This is a genomic window from Vibrio celticus (assembly GCF_024347335.1).
GTDB classification, from domain to species: domain Bacteria; phylum Pseudomonadota; class Gammaproteobacteria; order Enterobacterales; family Vibrionaceae; genus Vibrio; species Vibrio celticus.
Genome location: NZ_AP025464.1, coordinates 119,724 through 132,862, shown reverse-complemented (window position 1 = coordinate 132,862; position 13,139 = coordinate 119,724). Strand labels below are relative to the sequence as shown.

Genomic DNA, 13,139 nt, shown 5'->3' with positions numbered 1-13,139 from the left:
CTTTTCTTAGTCTCGACAGGTAGCAAACGCACCGACTCAGTTCGTACATTATTCAAGCAAGATCACATATCTGCAGTTCTTATCGGCTTTGTTGCGTAATTAAGTTTAGAGATAGAGCCACCCCGTTTCGCGTATTTCTTAGTCAATACGACAAGTTTCAGGCATACCTAACCCAGTAAGCTTGTTCAACGCTTTTATCATCGCGTAAGTTTCACCCACCTGTGCATTGTAATTTCTTAAGCTCAGTTGCCCTCCTAGCAACTGTTTAACTCGATACATCGCTGTTTCTGAGAGTGAACGTTTGTAGTATCCATACCGCTCTTTCCAATACTTATTTGAGCCGTATAATTTCTGGCAACCCACGGCGAGATTTCGAGGGTGACCACGTTCCCAGAAGGCTGCCCCTTATCTTGGGGGAATAAGCGCAATGGCTCCCTTAATCTTAATAGCAGCGTGACACGCTCTCGTGTCGTAAGCGCCATCACCAGACACCTCAAGGATACTTCGGCGTGTTTGTTTCAGTAAGTTAGGGAGTACTTCTCCATCTGTAACCCTCGATAAACTTAGCTCGGCGGCAATGATCTCATGAGTGTTGGTATCGACGGCAATATGAAGCTTTCGCCAGACTCTACGCTTGCCATCCGTCCCATGTTTTTTGACTTTCCATTCACCTTCGCCATAAACCTTAAGGCCAGTAGCATCAATAGCTAGGTGCTGTATAGCTCCTCTCGTTTTAGTCCTAAATGAAACCTCAACTTGCTTGGCTCTACGACTGATGCAGGTGTCATGCGGACAACTTAACGGTACATTGGCTAACCTAAATATCGAGTCGATAAATCCTTGAAGCGCTCTCAATGGCATAGAAAAAACTCGTTTCACCATGAGTGCTGTCGTGATAGCTAAATCACTGAACCGACGCGGCCTCCCGCGCTTATTCTGTTTACTTTGCGCCCACCCGCTTATTGCTTCTTCATCAATCCAAAAGGTCAGAGAGCCACGGTTAATGAGTGATTGGTTGTATTGCTTCCAGTTGGTTGTTTTGTAACGAGGCTTAGGCATAGGGCTACGAGAGAGGGTGGAGGTAGCTGATCAGATCGTAGGTTCTTGATTTAGTTCCATTGAATTACGCAACAAATCCCTGTCGATGGCAGGTGGAGTTGCTTTTTAAAGAATTAAAATCTCACACAAACTGGCAACGATTTGTCACCGCACAAAAGGCCATCGTTGATGGGCTTATCTGGGCCAGTTTACTCTCGCTGATCATCAGGCGCAGTACTGCGCTTCAGATAATGCCATCGGTCTCGCTGTTTAAAGCGGCAAAAAATGTGGATGTGTGGCTGTTGCCCATATTTGAATGTATCAGCCACAAGGCATGGTCAGAAATAGGCAATAAACTGGAATGGGCCTCTAGCTATATATTTAAGAACGCACAAAAGTCCGCCCAGAGGAAGTCAAAGAAAAACATCACGTTAGACGGGATTTATGCTGGTCTTAATGCTTAAGGTTCAGTCTATGATCGTTTCTTCATAGACAGGATCTTAAGCTCTAAGCTATTTATTTAGATAGAAAAAAGGCTTCATTTATGATCAGATAATCGTCGCCAAACAAACCACCCATATCAACCGTGAAGCCGATGACGATTATCTCCCTACAAAAGCAGTTTAAGCAATTCTTTAATGCTGATAGCCTTCAAAAAATGGCGAAAAGTACAGGACTTATGAAGCGATGTCGGGCTATCTTACCCGACCAGCTAGTAGTAAGCCTAGTGGCCGCTTTGAGCAAAGGAAACTGCTCATCTATTGCCGATTTACTAAGGCAATTCAATGGGATGTGCTTAAGCGCTAAAGATACTGTGGCTTATAAGCCCTACCATAACCAGTTAAGAAAAGAAGAATTTCCGATATTCATGCGCCAATTGGCCATGCGAGCGATAGCTCAGTTTGCTCGCCAGCAGGGTGCCAACCTACCAGATAAACTCGCCACCTTTGATGATGTGCTGCTTCAAGATGGTAGCTCTTTCCACATTCATCGTGACCTTTCGAACGTTTACCCGAGCCGATTTAAACGCAATCCAGCCGCAGTTGAATGCCATATGACAATGTCTTTAAAAAGCTTTTCTCCAGTCGCAATGAGCATCAGCGCTGATACAGCATCAGAAAGAGACTTTTTGCCCGCCCCCAAAACAATGAGTAACAAATTGTTGTTGGCTGACGCAGGGTACCCTGACTTCCAATTCTTTACTGAGCTTGAACTGTATGGTGGTTTCTATATTTTTCGAGGAGCAAAGTCCCTGAATCCTCATGTTATAGAAGCGAGAAACGGTCAGGGCCGGCATTTATCTAAACTAGAAGGAAAGAAGCTCAAAGACATCACTCGAGGTACTAATCGCTCACAGGTACTCGACCTTAAAGTTCGTAGTGGTAAGCAAGAATTTAGAGTGGTAAGACGTTGGTTTGCCGAAGAAAAGCGATTCTGTATTTGGTTAACTAACTTGCCTTCAGGTACCTATACTGCTGATGACATAATGGCGATCTACCGCTGTCGATGGCAGGTGGAGTTGCTTTTTAAAGAATTAAAATCTCACACAAACTGGCAACGATTTGTCACCGCACAAAAGGCCATCGTTGATGGGCTTATCTGGGCCAGTTTACTCTCGCTGATCATCAGGCGCAGTACTGCGCTTCAGATAATGCCATCGGTCTCGCTGTTTAAGGCGGCAAAAAATGTGGATGTGTGGCTGTTGCCCATATTTGAATGTATCAGCCACAAGGCATGGTCAGAAATAGGCCCTATCTGGCAGGGTAGTTGTCACTGTTAAAATTTAACCAGTTTGGGCGATAAAGAGTAATTGTGTCTCGTATCTCAGTAGAAAGAAAAGAAGCTATATTGAAGAAGCTGTTGCCTCCATATTCAATGTCAGTTAAAGAAGTGTCGGAAGAGGAAGGAATTAGCACTGCGACCCTGTATCATTGGCGCAAGCAACTCAGACGTTCAGGAGCCGCAGTGCCAAATAGCAACACTTCATCAGAGCAGTGGTCTGCTCAAACTAAACTCGCCATCGTCGCTGAAACCTACTCAATGACAGAAAGTGAACTCAGCCAATATTGTCGTGAAAAAGGTCTTTTTCCAGAGCAAATCCAAAGCTGGCGCAGCGATTGTATGCAAGGGTTTAAGTCGAGTAAAGAGCAGGAAGCTGAAGCAAAGAAGCAGGCTAAAGCTGACAAACTTGAAATCAAAGAGTTGAAGAAAGATTTACGACTCAAAGAAAAAGCACTCGCTGAAACGGCCGCTCTCTTGGTACTAAGAAAAAAGCTGAGAGCCTTTTACGGGGAAGAGCCAGAGGACGACTAACCTCAACCGATGAAAGGCAGACCATAGTGACTCTTATCCTTGAAGCGAAGCAATGCGGATGTCGTTTAGAGCCAGCTTGCCATGAAGTTCAAATCGACTTGAGAACGTATCGTCGCTGGTATCAGCAAGGTGAAGTTCAAGCTGACAAAAGGCCAATATGCCTCAGACCTGAGCCTGCTAACAAGCTGTCGCAGGAAGAGCGTGATGCGATAATCGAGGTGTGTAACCGCTCTGAGTTCGCAAGCTTGCCTCCAACTCAAATCGTCCCGACACTGCTTGATAGAGGTGAGTATATCGCCTCTGAGTCGAGCTACTACCGAGTGTTGAGTACGCAGGGCAACTTCACAAACGAGGTCGTCAGCGGAGCAGACAGAAGCAAGCGAAGCCAACCAGTTACACAGCGACGGACTCGAACCAAGTCTATACGTGGGATATCACTTACTTACCTTCAAAAGTTCGAGGCCAACATTATTACCTGTATGTCATTGAGGACATCTACAGTCGAAAAATTGTTGGTTATGAAGTGTATGAGCATGAATGCGGTGAGCTGGCGTCACAACTTCTGCAACGAACGTTGATGCGAGAGCAGTGCTTCAATCAAGCGCTGGTTCTTCACTCCGATAATGGTGCGCCGATGAAGTCGTTGACGTTCAAAGCCAAAATGGAAGAGTTAGGTATTACTTCATCGTATAGTCGCCCAAGAGTCAGTGATGATAACCCGTATGTTGAGTCATTGTTCCGCACGGTAAAGTACATGCCAAGCTGGCCAACAAAGGGCTTTGAAACAATCGATAGTAGCCGAAGTTGGGTTGAAGCCTTCGTACGCTGGTACAACACCGAGCACAAGCACAGTCAGCTAAATTACGTCACGCCTTCAGAGCGTCACAATGGAAAAGATAAAGAGATCTTGAAGCGTCGTGTAGAGGTATTGCTCGCTGCAAAACAGCGAAAGCCTGAGCGGTGGTCTGGTGATATCAGGAACTGTGCGCCTGTTGGTGACGTTCACCTAAATCCAGAAAGAGAAGCTGCTTAATAAGTAAGCAAATGATGACAACTACCTTGAAAAACACCGTAGGCAATAAACTGGAATGGGCCTCTAGCTATATATTTAAGAACGCACAAAAGTCCGCCCAGAGGAAGTCAAAGAAAAACATCACGTTAGACGGGATTTATGCTGGTCTTAATGCTTAAGGTTCAGTCTATGATCGTTTCTTAGCTGATGTCAATAATCCTAACCTCGATAATATTTATGAAGGCTGGCCTGTAACAATAGAACAAAAAGAAAACCGTGGAGAAAATATCATTAGCTAAGTAAGGGATATAAAAAACCATATGAGAGCTCACCTTGTTGCTGAGCTCTCATATATATTTTAATAGTTTGCATCACCTCTCACCTCCGAACAAATCCTCTCATACCCGTTTCAACAAAATAATCCAACCAACAAACAACTACTTCCAGAAAAATCACCTGCACTATATAAAGAATCGCAATATTACAAGCGCTATGTCTCACTTTTATAATAAACACCAACCTATAGCGACCTATTTACCAAACCCACTCAAACATCAACGAATAATAACATTGGTTGAACTATATTATTACAGTGCAAACACAAGGTTAGCACTACAACCAAACTATTTTTAATATCCACACTTAAGGATTAATAATGAAATTACCAATACTCTCTCTACTCACCATTGCCATAAATCCTGCTTTCGCGAATGACTGGGATTCTATTCCAATTCCTGCAGAGTTAGACGACGGTCAACAGTGGGAGTTACAAGAAGCTTATTCCGACTCTTTTAACTACTCGGGTAAAAATACCACTTTCACGAGCAAGTGGAACGACACTTATTTTCATGGATGGACCGGTCCAGGCTTAACTTATTGGCAGTCGAACGAGTCATGGGTTTCGGATGGAAACCTAATTATCAGCGCATCTCGTCGTCAAGGTACAGAACAAGTTAATGCTGGCGTTGTAACCTCTAAGACGAAAGTAAAGTATCCAATTTTCATGGAAGCTAGAATTAAAGTTAGTAATCTAGAGCTTTCATCAAATTTTTGGTTATTGAGTGAAAATGATCAACGCGAAATTGATATTCTCGAGGTATATGGTGGAGCGAAGGATACCTGGTTTGCGAAAAACATGTCGACTAACTTTCATGTTTTCCTTAGAAACTCTGATAACACAATTAAAAGTGATTTCAACGACCAGACACACAACGAACCAAGTTGGGGGACATATTGGAGGGATGGTTTCCACCGCTTTGCTGCCTATTGGAAAAGTCCTACAGAAGTGACGTTCTATATAGATGGTGTAAAGACACCGAAAGGTTCGTGGGAACAAGTGTTGATGAAAGACAAGGATTACACTGGACAAACTCTAGATAAGAGCCAGTTTAACATGGATGAAGAGATGTTCATTATACTTGACACTGAAGACCATTCGTGGCGTTCAGAGGCTGGTATCGTTGCTTCTGATGCGGATCTAGCCGATAGCTCGAAAAATAAAATGTACGTTGACTGGATCCGTGTTTATAAACCAGTTCGAGACAACGATAATAACGGCGTTGTCCCTCCAAGTGATACAACTAGTTTACAGTTTATTCATAGTAATAGATGCCTCGATGTAAAAGATGGAGCAACGTGGAATGGTAGTACCTATCAACAATGGAGTTGCAACACGTCAAATAGCAATCAACGTTTCACTTTCACTCCAGTATCAAACAGTGAGTATTTAATTCAATCAGATAACAGTCAACTCTGTGTTGAGTTAAAACCAGACGCATCTCAATGGAAAGATGGCGCTACTATCCAGCAGTATATTTGTAATTCGGCAGAAGAAAATCAGTTGTGGACGTTATTCGACAAGGGCAGTAACACTTTTGAATTACGAAATAAGAAGACGGGTAAATGTCTTGAGGTTGCTAATAGCCAAGCAACAAACGGCGGTAGCATTATTCAAGCGTCTTGTGATGGAGAAAACAACCAACGGATTAAATTCAAGTAAATCGCTTGCAACCTAATCTAATTAGTACATTCATTTAATGACTTTTTATTAAATGAATGTACATCTTTCTTGTTCATCGGCTCCTTCTCTTCAATATACCACTCCAATATAACACCTAGAAAAAAAGTGGCGTAAACGCCACTTTCTAGGAACAACTATATCGAAAAGTTATCAACGTTACATATTAAAACGTCCGATATTCGCCGTTAAACTATGATTCACTCCCTGAAGCTCTTCGACTTTGGCATTTACTTCCGTCGCATTTGCTGATAAAGATGCAGATAACTGATTTAGCTCATCAATATTCACAGCAATCGTCTTTGTTACTTCACTTTGTTGCTTGGTCGAAACAGCAACTTCACTATTCATACTGTTAATTGAATCAATATTCGCAGAAATCTGCTTCAAATTTTGAGATAGGCTATTTGCTGCTGCAGTGACCTCCTGAGATGACCCTAAACTCGCCACCATTGAATCCGCAGCGTTTTTAGCGTTAGCTTGTAAGCCCGAAACAATACTCTCAATTTCCGATGTTGAATTCTGGGTTTTCTGTGCCAGTGCTCTTACCTCATCAGCGACCACCGCAAAACCGCGTCCCTGATCGCCTGCCCTAGCCGCTTCTATCGCTGCATTTAGTGCTAATAAATTCGTTTGCTCTGCAATATTTAAAATCACCTCTACGACTGAACCTATATCAGACGAGGACTGAATCAGATTATCAATTCTTCGGGATGTTTCACTAATTTGGTCAGATAGATTCGTAGCCAATGTCCCGTTTTGCTCAACCAGACGACCACCTTCCTCAACACATTCGATTGCATCTTGAGTTTTGGCCAATGTCGTTTCTGCGTTTCGGTAAACATCTTCAGCAGAGACACTGATCTCCTCTAACGATGAAGCAGCGGTTTGCATTGAAATTTGCTGAGCGTGAGAATCATCCTGCGATTGCTGCGCCGCAGTAGTCAGCGTATTCGATATCTCTCTTATATGATTGCTATTATTCACAACACCAGCAATCATATCCATTAGGTTATCCATCAAGTTATTAAAGTTCTTGGTTAACCGCCCAATTTCATTCTCACTTTTAACAGCAATACGCTGCGACAAGTCCGCATCACCTTTGGATAAGCGATAAAGTGACTTTGTAACATCATCAATAGGCTGAATAACAAGTTTGCGCATGAAGAAATAGACACTGACAATAACGAGTACCAAAACCAACACTATGCCAAACATCATCAGCAGCATTTCATTTTGCATACTTTGAGCAATAATTGCAGGGTCAAACTGGAAGGTAATCGTACCAATTTTCGAACCACCGCGTTCTACCGAATGCGCTCGTGTGCTTAGTTCTGTATGTTGAGTACCTGAACTAGCGATCGCTTTACCACGCTGGTCAACGACTGTGACAGAATGCAGTATTTCAGAGTTTAACAATGCATCCGTAACCGCCTGAGCTTGTTCAAAATCATAGGCAAATATTGCCTCTACTAATGCCGCATCTGCCAAGCCGATTGTAGATTCTAGATCTTGCGTGTACGCCGTGTTCAGTCGGTCTTTAACCGTGAAATAGCTGGTGCCACCACCGATAGCGATCCCAACAAGCCCGACTAAGATAAGGAAAATTGAGAGTGATTTACTTAAACTATTATTCATTTTCTCGAACCTATTCTATCGATTAATATCAAGCCAAAGCTCTTTTCTATTAATTGGTGCATCAAGAGGTAAATATGGGTTTTTAATGTTAATGATGTTTCTTTCAGCTATTAGGCTTGACTTAAATGTCTCTTTAATAAGCTGAGAGTTATAGAAAACCTCATCAAAACTGCCGTCGGCTATCGCCATTTCTAATCCGGAGTTCAATGAATGGTACAGCTGCTTATTTTCTTTAGACACATAGAAATACATGGCTGATGGGTAAACAAGAAGAATATTTTCTTCAACCGCTAGCTCAAGCTCATGCTGGTCTCGAACGACACCATGGGATTCATGAACACCGAGTGGTAAGTAGTCAAAGCGATCTCCCTCGACCATATGAAAAAGACTTTCTGCCTTTACTGGTTTCACAACGTCTAAATTCGCTGATTCTAGAATCCTTGTATCAGACCAGAACCGGCCTAGGCCAGCTTTTAGTTTCCGTAGATCATCAATATTTTTAACACCAAAGAACTTGTTTTGACTGTTTTTTTCAATGACAAAAGTACGGTAACCGGCAAGGCCTTTAAAAATTGGAATTTTAATTGCTTCAAGTTGATTTTGTAGATCTTGAGAAGCACCAGCCCACATAACATCGATATTTCCATTTCGGACTTCTTCTACAAGTCTCGCATCAGATAAATATTCATCGGCATGAGTAATATCGTGAGATGCTGCACTTTTTTCAAGCGCTAAATCAATCAACTCGAGAATGAGAGTATCTCGCCCCGGAAATACCATCGGTGTTTTTATCTCTGCATGAGCCATGAATGTCGCACTGATGGCAACAAGCATTAAGAATATGTTTTTGCTTTGATATATCTTCATGTAACGCACCGCTTTTATACTTCTTGAAGAATGCGATTTCTAGACACCAACGAACAACAAAGCCATTAATACACGAACGTACTGAGTCAATTGGCGCTTTGAATTGGCGTATTGGAAAAAGGCAGCCGTACGGCTGCCTTATCGAGTACTACTTTCTGCGACGCCAGAATGCCAGAGCAGAAACAATGAATAGACCTAAGCTACCAAAGCTACCACCTTCACCGATGATCTCTGGGTATTCTGGATCTGGACCTGGGTTTGGAGGAGTCGTCCCGCCATCCTGACCTGAAACAAGAATGTTATCGAAGTAAACAGCCACCTGAGCCGTTGGATTAATATCAAGCATAAACTGGATTCCGCCAACTGCGCCTTTGGTAAAGTTAGCACCTGCTTCAGAAGAATCTAGGTCTACTTTGATCGTCTGAGGCTCTTCAGATGAAGGAAGAGTCTCTCCACCATATAGGTTATAGCTCTCGCCCCAATCTGTATTCTGAGCGATCAATTTCACCGTAATAGCAAGGTCTTGTCCAGAGTTGTTGATAACATCGAATTCAAAAGTGTCGCGAGCACTCCAGTCCCACTCTCCCCACAGACTTGTACCTTGATGGCTAGCATCGAAATCAATCTTCCACGACTTACCATCATTATCACTGGAATAATCACTAGACACCATATTGCTTAACGACGTAGCGTTATTGTCAATAACCGTACCAACATCGATATCACTGAAAGATTCGACCACCGTCACATCACCAACCGGCGGCTCAGTCGTGTCTTCTTTTACACCTATGACATCTTCAACCTGAACATTGATTGCATTGGTTGTGTCCCAAGGACGAGCAAACATCGCAAAATACACCACATCGGATGCATCAATTTTGTCAGCACACGTCGTCATATCTAGCGTATCGGTTCTGTCCGTTGCTGTAGCGAGATCTTCTTGGTAGAAATCGCAGACGGCACCTGTACTATCTTCTAAGCGCATCGCATACACAGCGGCATTATCGCCTGTATTTTGAACGCTATATTTAATAGTATGGTAATCGCTTAAGTCGAGTGCAGTTCCATCAGGACCACCGAAAGATACTTTCTCGTAGTCAGCCGCTCCGCTTGGTGCAAATGCAATATCCCATACTTTGCCGCCATCTGAAGACGCAAAATCACTCGTCACCAAGTCATGTACTGCACCTTCGTTTGCGTAATATGCAACCGAGTCTTCTGGGCTTTCAAGAGTACCTTCAAAACCATTAATTAAGACATCTTTCGCAAGGGCCTGAGCTGAAAACACGCTCGCAACCAATGTGGCTAATACTAGTTTTTTCATTCTATAAATCCTTCTACTTTGAGTAGAACCCGCGACACAACATCGCGGGTCTTATCTCATTATTTCCCAAATCTCTTATTGTAAAGATCTGCGTTGAATTGCTTAGCTGCATCGATAAGTTCGACATACGGCTCATCGGCAATCGTTACAAAACCAATGTTATAGTTCTCACCATCCCAAGCTCGTCCTGTCGCTGGCGAATCCAAATATTGGAACCAATGTGCGCCAACAAAATATGGGTCTTTGACAATGCTATCCATATATTGGGTGTACATTTCTGCACGCTCAGTTTGATTCGATACCGTTACAATACCGCCGTGGAACAGGCCAGTGTCGGTCGCGCCGAAATGGAATTCACCAATGACACTTGGCTTATCTAGCTCAGGAAGTAGTTTCTTCCAATGCGCTTTTTTGCCGTCATTAAGATCATTGGCGTACAGGTTGTAGCTCATTACGTCAACATACTTCGCTGCACCTCGTGCGATCTCTGGTGTAACACCCCAATCGGCAAAACGCGCACCTAGGTAAAGGTGGTTAGGTAGGACACGTTTCACTTCTCCACGCACTACTGAGAAATACTTCTCAGACAGCATTTGCAGCAACTCGGAGTAATCCGTTTTCATTCCCGCAGTCAATGCTGAACGGTGGTCAAAAGAGCGATTGAATGAATCCCAAGACGCAACCTTACTACCCCAAACAGAGTTAAGCTTATCTACTGTTTTGTATTTCGCTTTTAGATGGTCAGCAAACACTTTTTTCGCTGGGCTATCTTTCGCGTCATAAGCCAATGCATTGACGACCAAACCGTAGTGATTTGCTTCGTTCATGACATTGCCCCAGCTGATTTCGTTATCAACGAAAACACCCACAAGCCATTGATCATCGTCTTTTACTCGTGAAGCGACTTCGTCTGCCATATCACGAGCGCTGTTTTTGAACTCAGGATCGAATGGGTCGTGAATCGGTCCCCAGTAATCGTTACCAGTGCTGATTCGTTTATGATCACCATGAATCCAACCATGCGCTTCATAAGCAACACGATCTGAACCAAAGAACATTGGATCAATCCAGTTTCCAAGTGTGGTGAAACCCCAATCAACCATTCTGTCAAGCGTCACATCTTTCCAGATCTTCATTGCTTCGGCTTGGTCTGTATCGTACTTACGCATTAGGTTCGCACGATAGAAACTGAACACTTCGCCTTTTTTCAATGCGCCAGAGTGAATCCATCCCGCATAATCGTAATTGACCGCCAAAGGATCGTTTTCTTCTGGTAACCACTCAAACATCGAGTTGCGCAGTTCAGAAGCAACAACACGGCCTTCTTTAGTATCAACATTGGCAAAATCAATACCGGTAATTGTTACTGTGTCATCCATTCGAACGTTATCAAGCCCTGTCATGAAGAACATACATCCCTCAGGGTCAACCATCGTCCATTTGCCATCCACTTTTTCTGTACGGAAAAAGCCTGTCGCTTCAAGACGTGGGCCGTCTTTCCAACCACCGAATTTACAGCGATCTGCCATTGGCTTAACATTACCAAGTTGGGCTAACGCTTCTTTACCGGCCTCTCTTAGCTCTTCATCGGTATGGACTTTTTCTTCCCATTCATCACCCGTGAACTGACCATATTGGTCAACGATACCGGAATAGCGCGACGTATCTGCATCAAGGTTTGGAACTAGTCGAATGGAATCGACAACGATTTTTGCATCCTTAGTCGGGTTTTGTAGGTACAGCTGAACATTATCAATGTTTGAGACATCAAGACCCGTTTCACCCCAGCCATAACTGATGGCCTGCGCATCATAAGATAGCTTTGGCGGTTCACTTCTCATACCAGAGACAACGTGACCTTCAAGCTCGCGCAAAGACATGTAGTACGTAGACTTCTTTCCAGGTAGGATTGTCATATAACTAGACATACTGTCAGTAACGCCGTCCGCAGTACCGCCCCAGTTTGCATTTTCAGCTTGGTCGACACGGACAAACATTTGAATAGCGTCGTCTGTTGGGTTCTCAATATCAAACGCTAAGTTAAAGTCCCCTTTATCAGACCAATTCCATGGTGTTTTCGGCATAAACGTTACATTTGGGTACGCGTTTGTCGCCGAGAATTTAACCTCCAAACCCTTACCATCTGCAGTGTCAACAACGCGCGTTTGAGTCGAGTTGCTGCGCTCTGCACTCACAAAAGTCTCTTCACCACTTTCGAAACTGGTGATAGCAGCAACGGTTGGTACCGGACCAGCTGCAACAATTTTTTCTTCAGCTGCAACAAAATCACCGGTCGAATTCACCAACTCTAAATTATCTAAAATAATGCTCTGGGCATCTGCTGGCCCTTGAACAAACACTTGAAGTTCAACTAATTTTCTTAGGTTAAGGTTATCACCATTCCAATAACCATCTAGCTTACGGACACCACCATTAAATAACATTTCAATAGTTTGAGTTTCGCCCGCACCAATATTGACCGCGTAATTTAACTGATTAGTTTCCGCGCCCATTTGACCGACGTTATCAACCAATTTAAAAATCACGTTCGCTGGCGCGTCTAGAGGGTTAGTCACATCAACCTTAAAACTACCTTTTGCATTCCAGTTCCACTCACCGGATGCAGGGAAGAATTTCACGTTTGGCCAGTACTTGTATTTGTTGGCATCTGAAACGGCATCAAAGTCGATTTGTAATGCCTTGCTTCCAGCTGTTACACCGCTTTCGCTGGTGATTTTTGTTTTGGCATGCTCTGCACGTGCAGAGTTAAAGAAACTATCCGATTCAAAATCAGGATAAACCGCCGCAACTTCTGCGGTATTGTCACCCGTCTTGACATCGTCGGTTGGTGTTGATTTACAACCGTAACCCGCAACTAAAACCGTAGATAGCAATACTGCTATTTTCGTTTTATTTGTATTCATCGTTAT

6 protein-coding genes and 4 pseudogenes are annotated in these 13,139 nt (G+C 43.3%); 5 read left to right on the top strand and 5 right to left on the bottom strand.

Features of this window, described 5'->3' with window-relative positions; translation table 11 throughout:
• Nucleotides 1-138 precede the first annotated feature (138 nt).
• A pseudogene (locus OCV19_RS16845) lies at nucleotides 139-1,059 on the bottom strand (IS5 family transposase).
• Between the two features lie 80 nt (nucleotides 1,060-1,139).
• Between OCV19_RS16845 and OCV19_RS16840 the strand changes: the two are divergent.
• The 5 genes and pseudogenes from OCV19_RS16840 to OCV19_RS16820 form a co-directional block, all read left to right on the top strand.
• A pseudogene (locus OCV19_RS16840) lies at nucleotides 1,140-1,502 on the top strand (IS4 family transposase); the annotation flags it as partial.
• A gap of 131 nt (nucleotides 1,503-1,633) precedes the next feature.
• Nucleotides 1,634-2,785: pseudogene (locus OCV19_RS16835) on the top strand (IS4 family transposase); the annotation flags it as partial.
• A 65-nt stretch (nucleotides 2,786-2,850) separates the two neighbouring features.
• Nucleotides 2,851-4,384: pseudogene (locus tag OCV19_RS16830) on the top strand (IS3 family transposase).
• 11 nt (nucleotides 4,385-4,395) lie between these two features.
• Entirely contained in the window at nucleotides 4,396-4,542 is a 147-nt protein-coding gene (locus tag OCV19_RS16825; RefSeq protein WP_261875727.1) for a hypothetical protein, read from the top strand.
• Between the two features lie 476 nt (nucleotides 4,543-5,018).
• Complete coding sequence (locus OCV19_RS16820) at nucleotides 5,019-6,362, top strand: RICIN domain-containing protein (protein WP_065676868.1); 1,344 nt, start codon at nucleotides 5,019-5,021, stop codon at nucleotides 6,360-6,362.
• A gap of 177 nt (nucleotides 6,363-6,539) precedes the next feature.
• Here OCV19_RS16820 and OCV19_RS16815 read toward each other — a convergent pair whose 3' ends face one another.
• The 4 genes from OCV19_RS16815 to OCV19_RS16800 form a co-directional block, all read right to left on the bottom strand.
• Entirely contained in the window at nucleotides 6,540-8,018 is a 1,479-nt protein-coding gene (locus tag OCV19_RS16815; protein ID WP_065676867.1) for a methyl-accepting chemotaxis protein, read from the bottom strand.
• 15 nt (nucleotides 8,019-8,033) lie between these two features.
• A complete protein-coding gene (locus OCV19_RS16810; protein WP_065676866.1) occupies nucleotides 8,034-8,885 on the bottom strand; it encodes a transporter substrate-binding domain-containing protein in 852 nt (283 codons plus the stop codon).
• 148 nt (nucleotides 8,886-9,033) lie between these two features.
• Complete coding sequence (locus OCV19_RS16805; RefSeq protein WP_065676865.1) at nucleotides 9,034-10,209, bottom strand: hypothetical protein; 1,176 nt, start codon at nucleotides 10,207-10,209, stop codon at nucleotides 9,034-9,036.
• A 59-nt stretch (nucleotides 10,210-10,268) separates the two neighbouring features.
• Nucleotides 10,269-13,133 (bottom strand): beta-galactosidase, encoded by a 2,865-nt coding sequence (locus OCV19_RS16800; protein ID WP_065676864.1) that lies wholly within the window; start codon nucleotides 13,131-13,133, stop codon nucleotides 10,269-10,271.
• Nucleotides 13,134-13,139 lie beyond the last annotated feature (6 nt).

Coding starts and splice junctions, on each gene's coding strand:
- OCV19_RS16805 (WP_065676865.1), bottom strand. CDS start 10,209: ATGAAAAAACTAGTATTAGCCACATTGGTTGCGAGCGTGTTTTCAGCT.
- OCV19_RS16800 (WP_065676864.1), bottom strand. CDS start 13,133: ATGAATACAAATAAAACGAAAATAGCAGTATTGCTATCTACGGTTTTA.
- OCV19_RS16810 (WP_065676866.1), bottom strand. CDS start 8,885: ATGAAGATATATCAAAGCAAAAACATATTCTTAATGCTTGTTGCCATC.
- OCV19_RS16815 (WP_065676867.1), bottom strand. CDS start 8,018: ATGAATAATAGTTTAAGTAAATCACTCTCAATTTTCCTTATCTTAGTC.
- OCV19_RS16820 (WP_065676868.1), top strand. CDS start 5,019: ATGAAATTACCAATACTCTCTCTACTCACCATTGCCATAAATCCTGCT.
- OCV19_RS16825 (WP_261875727.1), top strand. CDS start 4,396: ATGATGACAACTACCTTGAAAAACACCGTAGGCAATAAACTGGAATGG.